This window comes from Streptomyces sp. 35G-GA-8, from assembly GCF_023534745.1.
GTDB lineage: Bacteria > Actinomycetota > Actinomycetes > Streptomycetales > Streptomycetaceae > Streptomyces.
On the sequence record NZ_JAMHJQ010000011.1, the window covers coordinates 1 to 19,532 of the forward strand.

Below are 19,532 nucleotides of genomic sequence, written 5' to 3' on the forward strand. Positions count from 1 at the left end.
CGTGCGCGCCGCTCGGGGGCGCGCCGCTCGGGAGCGGGGGCCGAACGGCCGGACGCGGGGCGCGCGGGGGCCGGGCGGGACGCCGGGGCGGGACGGGGCGCCGGGCGCGCGGCCCCTGACCCGGCCGGTGCGGGGACGTCCGGGCGGATCTCCATCCGGGCCTCGGTACGGGCCGGGGGCGCGGAGAAGGCCCGGACGTCGACGGAGCTGATCGACTCCGTACGGCTGTCCGGTTCACCGTCGGGCCCCGCCTCCTCGGCGGTGCGCACCTGAAGCTCCTTGGCGTAACGGCGCTCCATGGCCGCCCGTCCGGACAGCAGCCGGATGGCGGTGCTGAAGCGTTCCGTCGGGCGTGCCTCATTGAGCTCGTCCTGCCTGCGGAGCCACATCGGCACCAAGTAGGCGGCCCAGGCCCCGACGATGACTGCGTAGATGAGGCCGCTGCTGCTCACGGTTCACACCGTAGAGGGGTTCGCACGAGGGCATCCGCCAATTGAGCCGGTGTGTCGCACGATCTAGCTGATAGCACTGACTTTTTTTGTGATGGTCCACATCACTTTATGGCCATATGTCAATCAATATCGAACACTTATTTCATTTTATGATCGTTGCCGGTCGCACCTCGTCGGGCCCTGCGCCAGCGCCGTAGCAGTCCGTCGGGCACCTCCTCGGCCGTGAGCACATAGACGAGATGGTCCCGCCACGCCCCGTCGATATGCAGATAGCGCGGCCGGAGCCCTTCCTCGCGAAATCCGAGCTTGTCGACGACCCGGCGGCTGGGACCATTCTCCGGACGGATACAGATCTCGACGCGGTGCAGTCCGACCATGCGGAAGCAGTGGTCCACCGCGAGGGCGACCGCGGTCGGCATGACCCCGCGCCCCGCGACCTCGCGGTCCACCCAGTAGCCGATATGGCCCGAGCACATCGAGCCCCAGGTGATGCCCGCGACGGTCAGCTGGCCGACGAGCCTGCCCTGGTACTCGATGACGAAGGGCAGCATCCGCCCGGCGTTGGCCTCGCCGCGCAGATGGCGGACCATCTGACGGTAGGTGGGGCGCTGGGCGATCGGACCGCCCGGGGGCGGTGGCGGGATCGTCGCCTCCCAGGGCCGCAGCCAGTCGCGGTTGCGGCGGTTCACCTCACGCCAGGCGCGCTGGTCGCGCAGCCTTATGGGGCGGAGGGTGATCTCGCCGTCCACCAGCGTCACGGGCCAGGCCGGGTTCATCCGGAGGTACGGGGGTGATCGCCGCCGTGGATCTGGTCCACGGCGTGGACGAGCAGCCGGCCGAGTACGGCGAGACCGTCCCGTACCCCGCCCGTCGAGCCCGGCAGGTTCACGATCAGGGTCCGCCCCGCGACACCCGCCAGACCACGGGAGAGAGCGGCTGCGGGGGCCTTCGCGGCGCCCTCGGCGCGGATCGCCTCCGGGATGCCCGGGATCTCGTAGTCGAGCAGGCGCCGGGTGGCGTCCGGGGTGCGGTCCGTCGGGGAGATACCCGTACCGCCGGTGGTCAGGATGACGTCGTACGCGGCTGCCACGCCCTCGCGCAGGGCCTGTTCGACCGGATCCCCGTCGGGGACGACCTTCGGTCCGTCGACCGCGAAGCCCAGCGCGGTCAGGCCGTCGGCGAGGATCGGGCCGCCCGTGTCGGCGTAGACGCCGGCGGCGGCGCGGTTGGACGCCGTGACGACCAAGGCGCGGTACGTGGATGTGGACGGAGAAGGGGACGACGGGGAGGGGGACGACGGCGACGGGGCGGCGGACTGCCGCTCGGGCCCGGGGCCCCCGCTTCTCGCGGGCGTACTCACTCCGTGCCTCCGTCCGCCTCGGAGACCGCCGCCTCCGGCGGCACCTCCGCCTCGGGGCGGGTCCAGTGGCCCGATTTGCCGCCCGTCTTCTCCTCGACCCGTACGTCCGTGATGACCGCGCCCTTGTCGACCGCCTTCACCATGTCGACCACGGTCAGCGCGGCCACCGAGACAGCGGTCAGGGCCTCCATCTCGACGCCCGTGCGATCGGTGGTCTTCACCGTCGCGAGGATCTCGACGGCGTCATCCGCGACCGAGAGATCGAGCGTGACCCCCGAGACGGCGAGCGGATGGCAGAGCGGAATCAGGTCGGGGGTCCGCTTGGCACCCATGATGCCCGCGATACGCGCGGTGGCGAGGGCGTCCCCCTTGGGCACTCCCCCGCCCCTGAGCAGTTCGACGACGCGCGGCGAGACCAGCACCCGGCCGCTGGCGCGCGCGACGCGCGCCGTGACCTCTTTCGCCGAGACGTCGACCATACGAGCCGCGCCCGACTCGTCGATATGCGTCAAGCCGCCTTGCTGAGGGGGTCCGGGGGTCTCCCCCCGGGAAAACACAGTCATTCGCTGTGGCGCTCCCGGTCCGGGCCCGACGGGGCCTGTGTGGGCAGACACGGTACCGCCACCGCGTGGCGATCAGCCGATCAGGACGACGTCGACGTCCGTGCCGGGCTCCACCGAGACGGACTCCTCCGGGATCACGATCAGCGCGTCGGCATGGGCGAGGGCGGCGATGAGATGGGAACCGGCCCCGCCCACGGGGGTGATCGTGCCCTCCTCGGCGTCGTACGTACCGCGCAGGAACTGCCGGCGGCCCGCCGGGGACGACAGCGTCTTGCCGGCCGCGAGAGTCGCCCGGACAACGGGGCGGTGCACATCCTCGCGGCCCATCAGAGCGCGGATCGCGGGGCGGACGAACAGCTCGAAGGAGACGTACGAGGAGACCGGATTGCCCGGGAGGGCGAGCAGCGGGGTGTGTTCCGGGCCGATCGAGCCGAAGCCCTGCGGCTTGCCGGGCTGCATGGCGAGCTTGCGGAAGTCGACACCGCCGCCCGGCTCGTCCTCGTCGCCGACGGTGGAGAGCGCCTCCTTGACGACGTCGTACGCCCCGACGCTGACACCGCCCGTGGTGACGACCATGTCGGCGCGGATCAGCTGGTCCTCGATGGTGGCGCGGAGCGTGTCGGCGTCGTCGGTGACGGCGCCGACACGGTAGGCGATGGCGCCCGCGTCCCGGGCGGCGGCGGTGAGCGCGAAGCTGTTCGAGTCGTAGATCTGGCCCTCTCCCAGCTCCTCGCCGGGCTGGATCAGCTCGCTGCCGGTGGAGAGCACGACCACGCGCGGGCGGGGTCTGACCCGTACCGAACCGCGGCCGATGGCGGCCAGCAGACCGATCTGCGGCGGCCCCAGGACCGTGCCCGCCTCCAGGGCCAGGTCTCCGGCGTGCACATCGCTGCCGCGCGAGCGGACATGGGCGCGCGCCTCGGCCGAGCGGAACACCCGTACCTCACCGCTCGCGCCCTCACCACCGGCGCCGGCGGGGCGCATCGCGGTGGCCGCGGCGCCGCCCGCGCCGCCGTCGGTCCACTCCACCGGCACGACGGCCTCGGCGCCGGGCGGCAGCGGGGCGCCGGTCATGATCCGGGCGGCCTGCCCGGGGCCGACCTCGGGCAACGCGCCGCTGCCCGCCGCGACATCGCCGATAACGGTCAGCACGGCCGGGAACTCGTCGGTGGCCCCCGCCACATCGGCCGTGCGGACCGCGTATCCGTCCATGGAGCTGTTGTCGAACGGCGGCAGAGCCACCGGTACCGTGACGTCCTCCACCAGCACACAGCCCTGGGCGTCGGGCAGTTGCAGCTCGATGGGGTCGAGCGGATGGACCGCGGCGAGGATGTCCGCGAGATGGTCGTCCACCGACCAGAGCCGCTCGTGGCCGGCGGCCGGTACCGATTCTGCCGTGCTGCTCAAGTGCTACATCTCCTCGCTGACATAACTGCGGAGCCAGGCACGGAAGTCCGGGCCCAGGTCTTCACGTTCGCATGCGAGTCTGACAATGGCACGCAGATAGTCGCCGCGGTCACCTGTGTCATAACGACGGCCCTTGAAGACCACGCCATGGACCGGTCCGCCCACCTTCTCGTCCACGGACAGCTGCTGGAGCGCGTCGGTGAGCTGGATCTCACCCCCGCGGCCCGGCTCGGTCTGACGCAGTATCTCGAAGACGGCGGGGTCGAGGACATAACGGCCGATGATCGCGTAATTGCTGGGGGCGTCGGCGGTTTCGGGCTTCTCGACCAGATCGTGCACCTTGACCACATCGGAGTCACCGGTGGGCTCCACGGCGGCGCAGCCGTAGAGGTGGATCTGCTGGGGGTCGACCTCCATCAGCGCGATGACGCTGCCGCCCTCCCGCTCCTGGATCTCGACCATGCGGGACAGCAGCGGGTCGCGCGGGTCGATCAGGTCGTCTCCGAGGAGCACCGCGAAGGGCTGGTCACCGACGTGCGGGGCGGCACAGAGCACGGCGTGGCCGAGGCCCTTGGGGTTGCCCTGACGCACGTAGTGCATGGTGGCGAGGTCACTGGACTCCTGGACCTTCGCGAGACGGCCGGCGTCCCCCTTCCGGGTAAGCGCCTCCTCCAGTTCGTAATTCCGGTCGAAGTGGTCCTCCAGCGGACGCTTGTTGCGGCCGGTCACCATGAGGACGTCGGAGAGCCCGGCGGCCACGGCCTCCTCGACCACGTACTGGATCGCGGGTTTGTCCACAACCGGCAGCATCTCTTTGGGAGTGGCCTTCGTGGCGGGGAGGAACCGGGTGCCGAGGCCCGCGGCGGGGATGACAGCCTTGGTGATCCGGGAGGACGAGTGAGTCATGCGGAGCACCCTATCCGCGCTGTATGGGCGGAAGATGATACTCCGGTTAACTTTCGTTTCATAAATGATCAGACGCGAGGTTTGTGATGTCCGGTGCGTAATGATGAGCAATGACATGACCGGAAAAGCAGCGCTGCGCCGCGAACTCCTCGCCACGAGAGCGCTCCTGTCCCATGAGGACGTCCGGGAAACCGCGGCGGTTCTCGCGCGGCGTGCGCTCGATCTGCCGGAACTCGCCCGCGCCCGTACCGTGGCCGCCTATGTCTCGGTGGGGCGCGAGCCGGGCACGCGCGCGCTGCTCGACGCGCTGCGCGCGCGGGGCGTACGGGTCCTGCTGCCGGTGCTCCTGGCGGACAACGACCTCGACTGGGCGGAGTACGAGGGCGGGGACCGGCTGGCCCCCGCGGGGCGGGGGCTGCTGGAGCCGGACGGTACCCGGCTCGGCGTGGACGCGGTGCTGGACGCGGAGGTCGTGCTGCTGCCCGGCCTCGCGGTGGACGGGCGCGGGATGCGGCTGGGGCGGGGCGGCGGCTCGTACGACCGGGTCCTCGGGCGGCTGGCCCGCGCCGGAGCGGAACCCGCGCTGACCGTCCTGCTGTACGAGAACGAGGTGGTCGCGCGAGTCCCTGAGGAACCGCACGACCACCCCGTACGGGCCGTGGTGACGCCGGGGGGCGTCAGGCGCTTCGACGACCAGCAGCGTTAGAGCGCTGCGACGAACGGCGGCGTCGGAACGCTTCGACGACCGGCGGCGTCAGGATCTGGGCGGCTCAAGCGTGAGCCTGTCGCTCGTCGCGCGCTCCACCGAGTTGACCGTGAAGGACCAGTCGAGCAGCTCGCCCTTGGCCCACTTGTCCGTCTGGTCGGTGTAGTGCGGGCTGTACGCGTGCCCCGAGGCGCCCGTCAGATTGATCCAGCGGGACTTGTCCCAGTCGCCGACGTTGACGACCATCCGCATCGAAGGCACCCACACGACCTCGTACCCGCCCGCCGCGTTCCAGCCCGTCGCGTTGACCGCGGCCTCGCCGCCGCCGAGGTTCCACGGGCCCCGGTTGAGCATCTGCCGCAGAATGCTGGGGCCGCTGGTGCCGAGGGTCTGGTTGTCCAGCTGGAGCTGGTGCAGCCGGCCCCAGCTCCAGCTGGAGACGTCCTTGCCGAGCTTGGCGGTCAGCTCCCAGCGAGCGTCCTCCATGGCGCGCTCAAGCAGCTTGTCGCGGGTCTTGGTGGCGTCGTCCCTGCGGCTGCCCGGGGAGCTCCACCACGCGTTGTCCTCGTCCTTGATGATGCCGCGCACGACCTCGTACCAGCGGTCCCCGCCGTCCGGCTGGGCGGCGTCGGGCGCGCGCTGGCCGCACTCACGTACCAACGGGACGTCGTCGTCCGCCGGGCCTGTGCTGTCGGCGGGACGGACGTTCAGGCACTCGCCCTTGACCCGTACCTCCTTGGGAAGCTTGTTCCCGAAGGCGAGCTTGAGGACGTTGCGCCAGACCGCGTTGAAGTAGGCGGCGGCGCCCGAGTCGGGCTCCTGGGTGTAGTCCCAGCCTTCGAGGAGCTTCTGCGCCTCGCGTACGGACGGCTCCGCGATATCGATCTTGAGCAGATAGGGCATCAGCAGCTTCGCGATCTCGCTGGTGTTGTCCATCTGCATGGTCTGCATGTCGTCGGTCGAGATCTTCCCGCCGTCCTTGATCTTCGACTCGATCAGGTCGTTTATCCGCTGGCTGCGGGCGCCGTAGCCCCAGTCCTCGGTCAGCGGGTACGGGTACTTCTTCGAGTCGACGACGGCCTGGTTGGCGGTGACGATGTAGCCGCGCTCCGGGTTGTACTCGTACGGCAGCTCATCGAAGGGGATGTACCCCTTCCACTGGTACTTCGGGTCCCAGCCGGGAGCCGGCGTCCGGCCGTCGAACCCGTCCGAACGGATCGGGATGCTGCCCGGCGCCTGATAGCCGATGTTGCCCTTGGTGTCGGCGTAGATGAGGTTCTGCGAGGGGACCTCGAAGTGTTCGGCGGCCTTGCGGAACTGGCCGAAGTCCTTGGCCTTGTTGAGCTCGAAGACCGCGTCCATGGACTTGCCCGGCTGGAGCGCGGTCCACTGGAGCGACACGGCGTAGCCGGAGCCGCGGTCCGGGGCGACGTCGCCGACCGGGGCCTTCTCGCCGACCTTCACCAACTCGCTGTCCCGGTCCGAGACCACCGGGCCGCGGTCGGTGGAGCGGACAGTGATCGTCTTGCTCTGGCCTCCCGCGACCTTGATCGTCTCCTCGCGGGTCTTGAACCGCTTCTCCTTGTCGCCGTACTGGTAGGAGTCGCCGTTGACCTTCTCCAGGAAGAGATCGGTCACATCGGCGCCGAGGTTGGTGAAGCCCCAGGCGATGTCCTGATTGTGGCCGATTATGACGCCGGGCATTCCGGCGAACGTGTAGCCCGCCACGTCGTACTGGCAGGTCGCCGAGACGCTGCGGCAGTGCAGACCCATCTGATACCAGAGCGAGGGCAGCTGGGGCGCGAGATGCGGGTCGTTGGCGAGGAGCGGCTTGTCCGTTGTCGTGTACTTGCCGGAGACGACCCAGGAGTTGGAGCCGATGCCGCTGCCGCTCGGGCCGAGCAGTTCGGGGATCTCGTCGAGCGTGCCGGAGAGCGCTTCGAGCTGGGAGTTGAAGCCGGAGGTGGCGTCGGAGGCGCTGTCGGCGCCGCTGGTGCCTACGTCTGTGCCGGTCCCGGTGCCCGTGCCGGTGCCGGTCCCAGTGCCGGTGCCGGTGCCGGTGCCGGTGCCGATGCCGGTCCCGGTGCCCGTGCCGAGATCTGAGCCCGTGCCTGTACCCGTGCCTGTACCGCTTCCCGCGGCGTCGCTGGGCTCGGCCTCGGGGTCGTACTTGCCGGTGATCGAGTCGATCCCGCCCTCGCTCACGATCGGCTTGTTCCGGTCGTACGGATACGACGGGTACAGGTCATCGATCTGCTGGTCGCTCAGCCGGCTCGTCAGCAGCGAGCGGTCGATCTCGTCCTGCATATTGCTGCGCAGGTCCCAGGCCATCGCCTTGAGCCAGGCCACCGAGTCGACGGGCGTCCACTTCTCGGGCTTGTAGTCATTGGTGAAGCTCAGCGCGGCGTACTCGACGGAGATGTCCTCGCTGTCACGGCCCTCCAGATACGCGTTCACGCCGGCCGCGTACGCCTGGAGGTTCTTCTTGGTCTCCGCCGAGAGCTTGGTGTCGTACTCGCGCTGTGCCACCCCGTGCCAGTCGAGGGTGCGCAGGAAGGTGTCGGTCTTGAGCTGGCTCTTGCCGAACATCTCGGAGAGCCGGCCGGAGGTCATATGGCGCCGGACGTCCATCTCCCAGAAGCGGTCCTGCGCCTGGACAAAGCCCTGGGCGCGGAACAGGTCCTCGTCGGTGTCCGCGTAGATCTGCGGGATGCCGTAGCTGTCGCGTCTGACGTCCACGCGATCGGAGAGGCCTTCGAGTTCGAGCGTCCCCGTCGTCTGGGGGAAGGAGGCACGGACCGTGCTGACGCCCCAGTACGTGCCGTAGCCGACGCCGCCGACGAGCGCCAGCACCAGGACGATCACGATCAGACGGGCGCGTCGCCCCTTCTTTTTGGCGGAAGGGGGGGCTGTGTTGGCGGGCATCGCTGTCCTTCGAGGGGCAGGGTGGTCCTGGGAATGCTGGAGCAACCATAGGCGCAGCCGTTCATCGTCCCGGACGCGGTGTCATGTAGTGCGACTCGTCGGACGATCGCACATGTGATCACGCCATGGTTCCCGCCATACAGCGGCCGAAAGGGAGGCACAGATCACATCGGCTCGTACTGGCGATCGAAAGCGTCAAGAAAACGTTAAAGATTAGGTAAGGTAACGAAGTACCGGCTGCCGGAGGAACGATCCGGCATGCGCGAGGGGAAGGATCGGCCGCTGTCTGTCCACCATCTCAACGAACTCCTGCTGATCGGCTCTCTCGTGCTGCTGATCGCGGTCGCGGCCGTCCGGATCTCCTCCCGGAGCGGGCTCCCCAGCCTGCTGCTGTATCTCGGGATCGGGGTCGTCATAGGGCAGGACGGCCTCTTTCACGTCAAGTTCGACAACGCCGAACTGACGCAGGTAATCGGATATGCCGCCCTTGTGGTGATCCTGGCCGAGGGTGGTCTGGGCACCAAGTGGAAAGAAGTGAAACCGGCGTTGCCCGCCGCCGCCGTGCTCTCCACCGTGGGGGTCGCGGTGAGCGTCGGGGTGACGGCCTCGGCCGCGCACTATCTGATCGGCCTGGAGTGGCGGCAGGCGCTGATCGTCGGCGCGGTCGTCTCCTCGACGGATGCCGCGGCGGTCTTCTCCGTGCTGCGCAAGGTGCCGCTGCCGTCCCGGGTGACCGGGGCTCTGGAGGCCGAGTCGGGCTTCAATGACGCCCCTGTCGTGATCATGGTGGTCGCGCTCTCGGCTGCGGGCCCGGTCGAGCACTGGTACGTGCTGGTCGGCGAGATCACGCTGGAACTGGCCATCGGCGCGTGTGTCGGACTCGCCGTGGGCTGGGCGGGCGCCTTCGGGCTGCGGCATGTGGCCCTGCCCGCCTCCGGGCTGTACCCGATCGCCGTGATGGCCATCGCCGTCTCGGCGTACGCGATCGGTGCCACGGCACACGGCAGCGGCTTCCTCGCCGTCTATCTCGCCTCGATGATCCTGGGGAACTCCAAGCTGCCGCACGCCCCGGCCAACCGCGGGTTCGCGGAGGGGCTGGGCTGGATCGCGCAGATCGGCATGTTCGTCCTGCTCGGGCTGCTGGTGACCCCGCACGAACTGGGAGACGACTTTCTGCCCGCGGTCGTCGTCGGTCTCGTACTGACCGTGGTGGCCCGGCCCCTGGCCGTGCTGATCAGCCTGCTGCCGTTCCGCATCCCCTGGCAGGAACAGGCGCTGATGTCCTGGGCCGGGCTGCGCGGCGCGGTGCCCATCATCCTGGCGACCATCCCGATGGTGTCGAACATCGAGGGCAGCCTCCGGATCTTCAACATCGTCTTCATCCTGGTCGTCGTCTACACGCTGATCCAGGGGCCGACGCTGCCCTGGCTGGCCAAGGCCCTGCGGCTCGGCGACCCCGCCGAGGCCGCCGACCTGGGCATCGAGTCGGCGCCGCTGGAGCGGCTGCGCGGCCATCTCCTCTCCGTGGCGATCCCCGCGCACTCGAAGATGCACGGCGTGGAGATCGGAGAACTGCGGCTGCCGGCCGGCTCCGCGGTGACCCTGGTCGTACGGGACGGCAAGAGCTTCGTACCGCAGCCGGCGACCGTACTGCGCCGCGGCGACGAGCTCCTGGTCGTCGCGACCGATCCGGTACGGGACGCCGCCGAGCGACGGCTTCGGGCGGTCGGACAGGGCGGAAAGCTGGCCGACTGGCTGGGGACTGGCGCCGGTGCGGGGGCGGGGGCGGGGGCCGGAACGGGTGTCTGACCCGGCGCCCGAACCGGTGTCCGAACCGGTCCCGGGACCAGGACGGGCACCGGGACCGGGACGGGCACCGGGACCGGGGGCACCCTCCGTCCGTAATCGCAGGCGCGCGTTCATGATGTTCACTCCTTTCCCAGGTGGCGTGGTGTTCGTGCCTGTACGATGAAGGCATATTTGATCGACCAACTCTGCCTGACGCAGTGCTGGCGCGACCGTATGGCGGCCGTGGCGTTCCCCGATGTGGGCCCTGGTATCTACCGCAGTTCCGCGCAAGAGGACAGCTCTCGGCGGCGCCCGTCCATCCGGGGGCGCGCTACCAGGCGGCGGAAAGGCAAGGACCGTGTCCCACAACACGGTCGACACCACCGAGGACGCCGCCCCGGCCGCGACGCCCCGTCCCGGATACGGGCGGCTGCTGCGCACGCCAGGCGCCTGGACGTTCCTGCTGCCGGGTTTCGCCGCCCGGCAGCCCTTCGCGATGCTGACGATCGGCATCGTGCTCCTGGTCCAGCACACGACCGGCTCCTATGGCAGCGCGGGCGCCGTCGCCGCCGTGACCGGTGTCTCCATGGCGCTCTTCGCGCCGCAGGGCGGGAAGCTCGCCGACCGGTTCGGGCAGCGCGCGGTGCTCGTCCCGGGCGTGCTGCTGCACACGGCGTCCGTCACGGCCCTGATCGTGCTCGCGCTCACCGACGCCCCGCTGTGGGCGCTGTTCCTCGCCGCCGTCCCGACCGGCGCCTCGGTCCCGCAGATCGGCCCCATGGTCCGGTCACGCTGGGCCGCCGTGCTGGGAGGCAGCCCCTCCGGGGGCCCCTCTGACAGCCCCTCCGGTTCAAGCTCTGCTTCGAGCGCCGGTTCGAGCGCCGGCTCCCGCTCCGGCGGCGACGCGTCGCTGCTCCCGACGGCCGCCGCGTTCGAGTCCGTGACGGACGAGTTCACCTTTGTCATCGGTCCGGTGCTGGCAACCGCGCTGTGCACCGGCGTCCACCCGGCCGCCGGACTGATCGCCGAAGCCGTGCTGACTCTGGTCGGCGGGCTGCTCTTCGCCGCTCAGCGGCGTACCCAGCCCAAGATCGTCCGACGTGGGGAAGCCGGCCCGGCCGAGCCTCGTGCCTCCGCGCTCTCCGTGCCCGGGGTGCGGGTCCTCGCCATCTCCTTCCTGGGGATCGGTTCGGTCTTCGGGGGGATGCAGGTCTCGCTGACCGCGTTCACCGAGGAGATCGGCAACCCCGGCGTGAACGGTCTGCTGTACGGCGTCTTCGCGGCGGGCAATATGCTCGCCGGCATCGTCTGCGGCGCTGTGGCCTGGAAGATCGGGCCACAGCCCAGGCTGGTGGTCGGATACGCGGGGCTGACGCTGGCCGCGTCGGCGCTGTGGGCGGTGCACTCGGTGCCGTTGCTCGCCGGACTGGGACTGCTGGTCGGTCTCTGCATCGCGCCCGCGCTGATCACGGGCTACACACTGGTCGAGTCGCTGGTGCCCGCTTCCGCCCGTACCGAGGCGTTCACGTGGCTGACCGGCGCCGTCGCGCTCGGCCAGGCCGCGGCGGTCACCGTCGCCGGACAGCTGGCGGACGCCCATGGCGCGAGCGCCGGTTTCCTGGTGCCGTTGGTGGGCACCGCGCTGGCGCTGGTCACGCTGGTCACTCTGCGTTCCTGGCTGACCCCGACGGCCTCCGGGCGGGTCTCCACGCGTGCGATGAGTCACCGCGTGCCGATGGCAGTGGACTGATCGCGCGGAATACGTCAGTATGGAGCGTCGTTAGCACTCATTGAGTGAGAGTGCCAGGAGGAGCAAGTGCCGACCTATCAGTACCAGTGCACCGAGTGTGGCGAGGGCCTTGAAGCGGTGCAGAAGTTCACCGATGATGCCCTCACCGTGTGCCCGAATTGCCAAGGACGCCTGAAGAAGGTCTTCTCCGCGGTCGGCATCGTCTTCAAGGGCTCCGGGTTCTACCGGAACGACAGTCGTGGCTCTTCGTCGAGCAGCGCGCCTGCTTCAACGGGCTCCTCGGGCTCCGGTTCGGGTTCCGCGGACACGAAGTCGTCCTCGTCGTCGGAGTCCAAGGCCCCGGCGTCGGCCTCGTCCTCCTCCGGCTCGGGCTCCTCCTCGGGCGGCTCCGGGTCCGGTTCGGGCTCCAGCTCCAGCTCGTCGAGCAGCTCCAGCGGTTCCTCCGCCGCCTGACGCCTCCCTTCTCTTTTTCTTTGGTTCTTGGCTTCCGTTTCGTGGGGACCCCGCCGTTTTGAACGGCCGGGGTCTTTCGCGTATGCGCGGGCGAGTACCGCTACTGTGATCGGATGGCGAACGCAGAGATCGGCGTGATCGGTGGCTCGGGTTTCTACTCCTTTCTGGAGGATGTGACCGAGGTCGAGGTGGAGACTCCCTACGGACCCCCAAGTGACTCCCTCTTCCTCGGCGAGATCGCCGGCCGACAGGTCGCGTTCCTGCCCCGGCACGGACGCTCCCACGGCCTCGCGCCGCACCGCATCAACTACCGCGCCAATCTGTGGGCACTGCGTTCCGTCGGTGTGAAGCAGGTTCTGGGACCGTGTGCCGTGGGCGGGCTGCGGCCGGAGTTCGGGCCGGGCACGCTGCTCGTGCCCGATCAGCTGGTGGACCGTACGAAGGCGCGCACGCAGACCTACTACGACGGGCTGCCGCTTCCGGACGGAAGCACCTCGAAGGTCGTGCACATCTCGCTCGCCGACCCGTACTGCCCCGAGGGACGCAGGACAACACTGGCGGCGGCGCGTGGGCGCGACTGGGAGCCGGTGGACGGCGGGACGCTGGTGGTCATCGAGGGCCCGCGTTTCTCGACGCGGGCGGAGTCGCGGTGGCATGCGGCCATGGGCTGGTCGGTGGTCGGGATGACCGGGCACCCCGAGGCCGTACTCGCTCGTGAACTGGGGCTCTGCTACACCTCCATGACTCTGGTGACGGATCTGGACGCGGGCGCGGAGACGGGCGAGGGGGTCTCCCACGAGGAGGTCCTCAAGGTCTTCGCCTCGAATGTCGACCGGCTGCGCACGGTGCTGTTCGACGCGGTGGGCGGATTGCAGGCGAGCGAGACGCGCGACTGTCTGTGCTCGCACGCTCTGGACGGGATCGACACCGGGATCGAGCTGCCCTGATCACGATGTGCCCGGCCCCCTCGCGAACCATGCGCGAGAAACCGGGAATTGCGGCGATGCCCGCCTGAACCACTCGGGCGGGTGGGGAAGTTGTCCACAATCGGTGACTGATCCACAACCCGCAGCGGGATCGTGACGGACCGTGCATCGTGAGGAGCGACCGCAGAACTCCTCACGGCAGGTGGTTGCCATGTCCCGTTCCTTCTCGCATGATCCGTCGCTTCCTCCTCTTCCAGTTCCAGGTTCTTCGCCCGTCCCCTCCCCGCTCTCCTCACTCTTTCCTTCTCCTCTCCCCTCACCCGCCGCGCCCGAGCCGTGCGGAGTGCCGCCCTTCGATCCGGTGCGGGTGCGAGGCTCGGGCCGACGGCTGCGCAGAGCCCTGTCCAGGCGGCGGCGTGCGACGGCGGCCGGACTGGCCATGACGGCTGCCGCGCTGGCCACCGCGGGAGCGGGAGGATCCGTCCGTGCGGCGGCGGATGCCGGCGCCCGCGCGGAGTCCGGGGCACCCGGCGCCGTGGCGGTGGCGAATCCGTCCCAGTCGTCCCGCGCTCAGCGGGCCGCGAAGATGGTGTCCGCGCCGGTCCGTATCGCGGACGGGGCGACGGTCCGGCTGCTGCGCCGAGGAGACCGCGTGGATGTGATCGCGGCCGCGGAGGGGGCGCCGGAGGCGAGGGTGGTGGCCTCGGGCGCCCGGGTGATCGAGGTTCCGAGGACACGGGAGACCGTCGTGGACACCGGGGACGGCGGGGCGCTCCTTGTCCTCTCCGTTCCACGCGCGACCGCCACGGAGCTGGCCGCCGCGGGCGCCACCTCGCGGCTGGCGGTGACGCTGTGCTGAGCCTGCTCGTGCGGGGCCGGCTCGTCGGGCGTCGGTTCGTGCGGGGTCGGTTCGTACGGGGTCGGTTGGCGCTGGGTCGGCGCGTTCGCACTCGCACTGGCGAGCTGTGGGGTCGCCTGATCGCGTCTGCGGATTGGACAGTGTGGGCACGCGCTGCCGTAGGTTGCGAAGCTGATTGTCACCTCTACCGCACATGCGAAGAAAGGCTCACTCGTGAGCAAGGAGAAGGAGAGCGTATTGGAAGGCTTCAAGGCCTTCCTGATGCGCGGCAACGTGATCGACCTCGCGGTCGCGGTGGTCATCGGCGCGGCGTTCACGAATGTGGTGAACTCCGTCGTCAAGGGTCTGATCAACCCGGTGGTCGGCGCGTTCGGCACCCAGGATCTGAACAAGTACAGCTCATGCCTGAAGTCGCCGTGCGAGACGAACGACGCGGGCGAGGTCGTGAGCGGCATTCCGATCATGTGGGGAACGGTGCTGAGCGCGGTCCTCACGTTCCTGATCACGGCGGCCGTCGTGTACTTCCTGATGGTCCTGCCGATGTCCAAGTACCTCGCCAGGCGGGCCAGGCAGCAGGCCGCCGAGGAGGAGGTTCAGGAAGCCGTGGACGTCAGCGAGCTGGAGGTGCTGAAGGAGATCAGGGACACTCTGATCGCGCAGCGCGGGCCGGGCACGGCCGTCCCTGGACAGACCACCGCGGGACAGGCAACCGCCGGTCAGACCACCAGCGGCCAGGCCACCCCGGGGACGACCAATCCAGGGCAGGGAAATTCGTAGCGGCTGATCGCCGCACGGCTGGTCAGAGTCAGAGGTGGTGGGGCGGCTTCTCGTCCAGGAAGCGGGCGAGATCGGCCGCGCTGTCACCACCCCCGCCGGGTCGGTCTCCCCAGCCACGGTCCGTGTCGTCCGTCGACTGCTGGTCCAGCGGATCGTCGAAGATCAACGCCGGATTGGGGCGGGGTGGCCGGGACGGCTGGGCCGACGGGGACTGCTCCGCTGCCGGAGGCTCGGGGGTGGGGGCGGTGCTCATGGCTCCAGGGTACGGGCGCGCGGTCCCCACCGTGACGGCGGCGGATGCGAGGAAGAGCTCGGGCGGTTCTCGCGTCCGGGCCGGGGGCGGCGACCGTGGGGGTGGGGGTGACACGTGCCGGGAGCGCGGACCACCGTGGTACGGATGAGGGTTCATGACATCCAATGACGCACTGACCGACGTGGCGGGCCTGCGGGTGGGGCATGCCCGAGTGACCGGGGACCGGGCGCTGACCGGCACCACCGTCGTGCTCGCCCCGGAGGGCGGGGTGGTGGCCGCGGTGGACGTACGGGGCGGTGGGCCGGCCACCCGGGAGACCGACGCCCTCGATCCCCGCAATATCGTCCAGCGCGTCGAGGCCATCGTGCTGACGGGCGGCAGCGCGTACGGGCTCGACTCGGCATCCGGGGTGATGGCGTGGCTGGAGGAGCGCGGGCGCGGCATCCAGGTCGGTCCCGACCCGTCCCAGGTGGTGCCGGTCGTGCCGGCGGCCGGGGTCTTCGATCTGGGGCGCGGGGGCGACTGGCGGGTCCGGCCGGACGCGGCGACGGGCCGTGCGGCGGTGGAGGCGGCGGCCGGTACGGCGAGCGGGGCACCGGTCGCGGAGGGCGGTGTGGGCGCCGGGACGGGCGCTCTCGTCGGCCCGGTCAAGGGCGGGATCGGTACGGCGAGCCTGGTCCTGGACTCCGGGATCACCGTGGCCGCCCTGGTCGTGGCCAACGCGGCGGGTTCCGCGATCGATCCGCTGACGGGCGTGCTGTACGGGCGCTACCTCAACGGCCGTACGGCGTACCCGGCGCCCGAGGTCCACGAGGCGGCCCAGCGGCGGCTGGCCGAGCTGCGCGAGCGGAACGGACCCCCGCCGCTCAACACCACGCTCGCCGTCGTCGCGACCGATGCCGAACTGTCCCGGGCACAGGCGCACAAGCTCGCGGGTACGGCGCACGACGGCATCGCGCGCGCCGTCCGTCCCGTGCATCTGCTCAACGACGGGGATACGGTTTTCGCCCTGGCGACGGGTCAACTCCCCCTCGCCGAGCGCGATCCGCTCGCCCTCAATGAGGTACTGGCGGCCGGAGCTGACGTTGTGACCAGGGCAATCGTGTCCGCCGTCGTGGCGGCGGAGAGTGTGGCGGGGCCCGGCGGGACCTTCCCGTCGTACCGGGAGCTGTACCGGCTCGACTGACCGGCGTAGTCACCGAGTTGGCGGGGGGCGCGCGGGAACTTCACGTACGCCCCCTTCGTTTTCTCAAACTTAGGACGCGATGTCAGCCCTAGGCACTACGTTATGCAATCACCAAGTGACATGTGGCGACGGCCTGGAGACCCATCTTGAACGATCCTTACGAGACAACCGAGACGCACCTCGAGCGACTCCTGGGTCGGGCACTCAACTCCTTCGACCTGCCGGACGCATTGGTCGAGCGACTGAGCCATGCGCTGGCGCACGCCAGCTCGCTGTGCTCCGCGCACCACAGTGCGGGGCTGCACCGCGAGACGTACCGGCACACGTATCTGCTCGTCGACGGCAGCGCACTCAGTCTCTGGGAGCTGGTGCACAACACCGGCCGGGACGAAGCGCGGTCGCACGAGCTGTACGCGGAGGAGTCCGAGGCGCAGTTGGCCGCGGCCCGTCTCTGCCGTCCCGGCAGCCCCGAGGCGCCACGGCTCTCCGACGACGGGGCGGCGGGCCCGGAGGCCGTGCGCGATCCGGACGGGCCGCCCATGGACGATGTCGCGGCGGGTCTGCTCGCGGAGCTGGAGTCCGAGCGCACGGCCGAGATCGACGCGCATCTCGCCCTGCTCCGCGGTCTGCGGGCCATGCCGTCGACCCCGGTTCCACGGCACCGGATGTACTCGCCCGACAACTCCCCGGACCATGCCCGCCGGGTGCTGCGCCGGGCCGAGAACGCCGACCGGCCGGGCGAGGAGACCGCGCGGCTGCTGCGGACGGCGTTCGCGCACCACATCACGCAGGTCTTCGGCAGACAGTGCCAGGTCGAGGGCAAGGACGCGGGGTTCATGCTCTACGAGCACGCGTTCCTGCTGATCGACGGCAGCGAGACGAGTCTGTGGGAGGTGGAGCACACGGCGACTCCGGACGGCCGTCATATGTGCGAGGTCTACGAGACGGAACACCTCGCGCGCGAAGCCATGGAGCTCCGCGCGCAGGTGAGATGACATGAGGTGAGGACGGGGGTGCGACGGGGCGGGTCGTACGCCGTCAGGGGTGGGCGACGTACGACCACGAGGACCCGGCTCAGGCGGCCACCGGTACCTTGGCGTCCGCGCCAGGTCCCCCGTCACCGGTGATGCCATCGGCGGTGCTCCCGGCGTCCGCCGTCCGGTCCGGGCGGCCCGTCCTGCGGGCTTCCTTGAGCAGGATGACCAGCCCGGTGCTCACCGCCGTACCCGCCGCGATCGCGATCAGGTAGAGGAACGGATTGCCGATCAGCGGGATCACGAAGATGCCGCCGTGCGGGGCCCGGAGCGTGCACTCGAAGAGCATCGACAGCGCGCCGGTGACCGCGCCGCCCGCCATCGCGGACGGGATCACCCGCAGCGGGTCCGCGGCCGCGAAGGGGATCGCGCCCTCGGTGATGAAGGAGGCACCGAGCACCCAGGCGGCCTTGCCGTTCTCCCGTTCGGTACGGGTGAACAGCCTGCCGCGTACGGTCGTGGCCAGCGCCATGGCGAGCGGCGGGACCATGCCGGCGGCCATCACGGCTGCCATGACCTTGAGGCTGCCCTCGTTGGGGTTGGCGAGGCCGCCGACCGCGAAGGCGTACGCGACCTTGTTCAGCGGGCCGCCCAGGTCGAAGCACATCATCAAGCCGAGAACGACACCGAGGATGATCGCGTTGGCGCCGGAGAGACCGGACAGCCAGTCGGTCAGCGCCTTTTGGAGGGAGGCGATGGGTTTTCCGACCACCAGGAACATCAGGAAGCCGACGATCGCGGAGGAGATCAGCGGAATCACGACGACCGGCATGATGCCGCGGAGCGGGGCGGGGACCCTCAGCTTCTGGATGGCCATCACCGTGCCACCGGCGATCAGACCGGCGGCCAGGCCGCCCAGGAAGCCCGCGTTGATCGTGAGGGCGATGGAGCCGCCGACGAAGCCGGGCACCAGACCGGGACGGTCGGCCATCCCGTACGCGATATAGCCCGCGAGGACCGGTACCAGGAAGCTGAACGCCAGGCCGCCGATCTGGAACAGCAGGGCGGCCCAGCTGGTGTGGTCCGTCCAGATGAAGTGCTCGGCTACGGAAGGAGCCTTGTTGATGGTGTAGCCGCCGATGGCGAAGCCGAGGGCGATCAGAAGCCCGCCCGCGGCCACGAACGGAACCATGTAACTCACGCCGGACATCAGCCACTTACGCAGCTTGGTGCCGTAGCCCTCGCCCGGTCCGCCCGCGTTGTCCACGGGCGAGGCGTGGTCGCTCGCCGTACCGGTGACCTCGCCGCGCTCCGCCTTGCCGCGTACCTCGGCGATCAGTTCGGCGGGCCGGTTGATGCCGGCCTTGACGCCTACGTCGACGGTGGGTTTCCCGGCGAACCGCTCCTTCTCCCGTACCGGCACATCGTGGGCGAAGATCACGGCGTCGGCGGCGGCGATGACGGCGGGGTCGAGCCGGTTGAATCCGGCGGACCCCTGCGGCTCGACGGCCATCTCGACGCCCGCCTGCTGCCCGGCCTGTTCCAGCGCTTCGGCGGCCATATAGGTGTGGGCGATCCCGGTGGGGCAGGAGGTGACGGCGACGATCCGGAAGACGCGGGCGGGGGACTTCTCGGGCTCCTCGGCCGCAGACGCGGCGGATCCGGCAGGCGTGGCGGGCACCGGCTCCGGCTCCGGCTCGGGTCGCGGCTCGGAGGCGGGCCGCGCGGCGTCCTCGCCACGTATCAGCGATGCCGCCGCGGTCGCGTCCGTCGCCGTACGCAGGGCCGTCGTGAAGTCCTCGTTCATCAGGCGCCGCGCCAGGGCGGAGAGGATCGTCAGATGGGCGTCGTCGGCACCGGCCGGGGCCGCGATCAGGAAGATCAGATCCGCGGGGCCGTCCGGGGCTCCGAAGTCGATGCCCCGTGCCGAGCGGCCGAAGGCCAGCGTGGGTTCGCTGACATGGGCACTGCGGCAGTGCGGGATACCGATGCCGCCGTCGAGTCCGGTCGGCATCTGCGCCTCGCGCGCGGCCACATCGGCCAGGAAGCCGTCCAGGTCGGTGACCCGGCCCAGGGCCACCATCCGTTCGGCCAGCGAGCGGGCCGCGGCTTCCTTCGTCTCGGCGGCCAGGTCGAGGTCGACCAGGTCCGCGGTGATCATGTCGCTCATCGCGGGCTCCTTCGCTTGCTTGTCGCGCGGGTCAGGTGAGTGGAAGAGGAGGCAGGGGACGGGGATGGGGACGGGGG

Annotated in this window: 17 protein-coding genes and 1 pseudogene; 9 read left to right on the forward strand and 9 right to left on the reverse strand. The window is 70.1% G+C overall.

The genetic code is table 11. The features are described from left to right. The 6 genes and pseudogenes from M1203_RS24825 to galU form a co-directional block, all read right to left on the reverse strand. Positions 1-452 (reverse strand): annotated as a pseudogene (locus M1203_RS24825) (hypothetical protein); the annotation flags it as partial. A 137-nt stretch (positions 453-589) separates the two neighbouring features. After that, entirely contained in the window at positions 590-1,228 is a 639-nt protein-coding gene (locus M1203_RS24830; RefSeq protein ID WP_249952019.1) for a GNAT family N-acetyltransferase, read from the reverse strand. Next, positions 1,225-1,698: a molybdenum cofactor biosynthesis protein B gene (locus M1203_RS24835; protein WP_283959023.1), complete on the reverse strand. Its 474-nt coding sequence runs from the start codon at positions 1,696-1,698 to the stop codon at positions 1,225-1,227. Before M1203_RS24835 ends, M1203_RS24830 begins: the two co-directional genes overlap by 4 nt. Before the next feature lie 110 nt (positions 1,699-1,808). After that, complete coding sequence (gene moaC, locus M1203_RS24840; protein WP_249952021.1) at positions 1,809-2,375, reverse strand: cyclic pyranopterin monophosphate synthase MoaC; 567 nt, start codon at positions 2,373-2,375, stop codon at positions 1,809-1,811. A 72-nt stretch (positions 2,376-2,447) separates the two neighbouring features. Then, on the reverse strand, positions 2,448-3,782 hold the full coding sequence (gene glp, locus M1203_RS24845; protein ID WP_249952022.1) for a gephyrin-like molybdotransferase Glp: 1,335 nt from the start codon (positions 3,780-3,782) through the stop codon (positions 2,448-2,450). Positions 3,783-3,785: 3 nt separating this feature from the next. Further along, positions 3,786-4,688 (reverse strand): UTP--glucose-1-phosphate uridylyltransferase GalU, encoded by a 903-nt coding sequence (gene galU / locus M1203_RS24850; RefSeq protein ID WP_249952023.1) that lies wholly within the window; start codon positions 4,686-4,688, stop codon positions 3,786-3,788. A 103-nt stretch (positions 4,689-4,791) separates the two neighbouring features. Between galU and M1203_RS24855 the strand changes: the two genes are divergently transcribed. After that, positions 4,792-5,394, forward strand: coding sequence for a 5-formyltetrahydrofolate cyclo-ligase (locus M1203_RS24855; RefSeq protein WP_249952024.1), 603 nt, complete (start codon positions 4,792-4,794; stop codon positions 5,392-5,394). Between the two features lie 48 nt (positions 5,395-5,442). On the opposite strand, the gene M1203_RS24860 is transcribed toward M1203_RS24855, so the two are convergent. Then, positions 5,443-8,319 carry a penicillin acylase family protein gene (locus M1203_RS24860; protein ID WP_249952025.1) on the reverse strand — a complete coding sequence of 959 codons (2,877 nt, stop codon included), beginning with the start codon at positions 8,317-8,319 and terminating at the stop codon, positions 5,443-5,445. Positions 8,320-8,577: 258 nt separating this feature from the next. Here M1203_RS24860 and M1203_RS24865 point away from each other — a divergent pair, with 258 nt between their 5' ends. The 6 genes from M1203_RS24865 (at position 8,578) to mscL (ending at position 14,872) form a co-directional block, all read left to right on the forward strand. Next, the gene (locus tag M1203_RS24865; RefSeq protein WP_249952026.1) at positions 8,578-10,128 is read left to right on the forward strand and encodes a potassium/proton antiporter; all 1,551 of its coding nucleotides are present in this window, start codon (positions 8,578-8,580) and stop codon (positions 10,126-10,128) included. A gap of 337 nt (positions 10,129-10,465) precedes the next feature. After that, positions 10,466-11,857, forward strand: coding sequence for an MFS transporter (locus M1203_RS24870; protein WP_249952027.1), 1,392 nt, complete (start codon positions 10,466-10,468; stop codon positions 11,855-11,857). A 66-nt stretch (positions 11,858-11,923) separates the two neighbouring features. Beyond that, positions 11,924-12,310 carry an FmdB family zinc ribbon protein gene (locus M1203_RS24875; RefSeq protein ID WP_249952028.1) on the forward strand — a complete coding sequence of 129 codons (387 nt, stop codon included), beginning with the start codon at positions 11,924-11,926 and terminating at the stop codon, positions 12,308-12,310. A 113-nt stretch (positions 12,311-12,423) separates the two neighbouring features. Continuing rightward, complete coding sequence (locus M1203_RS24880) at positions 12,424-13,257, forward strand: S-methyl-5'-thioadenosine phosphorylase (RefSeq protein WP_249952029.1); 834 nt, start codon at positions 12,424-12,426, stop codon at positions 13,255-13,257. A 322-nt stretch (positions 13,258-13,579) separates the two neighbouring features. Further along, a complete protein-coding gene (locus M1203_RS24885; protein WP_308404902.1) occupies positions 13,580-14,095 on the forward strand; it encodes a hypothetical protein in 516 nt (171 codons plus the stop codon). A 213-nt stretch (positions 14,096-14,308) separates the two neighbouring features. After that, the gene (gene mscL / locus M1203_RS24890; protein ID WP_249952031.1) at positions 14,309-14,872 is read left to right on the forward strand and encodes a large conductance mechanosensitive channel protein MscL; all 564 of its coding nucleotides are present in this window, start codon (positions 14,309-14,311) and stop codon (positions 14,870-14,872) included. A 28-nt stretch (positions 14,873-14,900) separates the two neighbouring features. Here the strand turns inward: mscL and M1203_RS24895 are convergent, their stop codons facing one another. Continuing rightward, positions 14,901-15,125 carry a hypothetical protein gene (locus M1203_RS24895; RefSeq protein WP_249952032.1) on the reverse strand — a complete coding sequence of 75 codons (225 nt, stop codon included), beginning with the start codon at positions 15,123-15,125 and terminating at the stop codon, positions 14,901-14,903. A 154-nt stretch (positions 15,126-15,279) separates the two neighbouring features. Here M1203_RS24895 and M1203_RS24900 point away from each other — a divergent pair, with 154 nt between their 5' ends. Together M1203_RS24900 and M1203_RS24905 are read left to right on the forward strand one after the other, a co-directional pair. Beyond that, on the forward strand, positions 15,280-16,311 hold the full coding sequence (locus M1203_RS24900) for a P1 family peptidase (RefSeq protein WP_249952033.1): 1,032 nt from the start codon (positions 15,280-15,282) through the stop codon (positions 16,309-16,311). A 146-nt stretch (positions 16,312-16,457) separates the two neighbouring features. Next, positions 16,458-17,306, forward strand: coding sequence for a DUF6227 family protein (locus tag M1203_RS24905; RefSeq protein ID WP_249952034.1), 849 nt, complete (start codon positions 16,458-16,460; stop codon positions 17,304-17,306). A 79-nt stretch (positions 17,307-17,385) separates the two neighbouring features. Here M1203_RS24905 and M1203_RS24910 read toward each other — a convergent pair whose 3' ends face one another. Further along, the gene (locus tag M1203_RS24910) at positions 17,386-19,455 is read right to left on the reverse strand and encodes a fructose-specific PTS transporter subunit EIIC (protein WP_249952035.1); all 2,070 of its coding nucleotides are present in this window, start codon (positions 19,453-19,455) and stop codon (positions 17,386-17,388) included. Between the last annotated feature and the right edge of the window lie 77 nt (positions 19,456-19,532).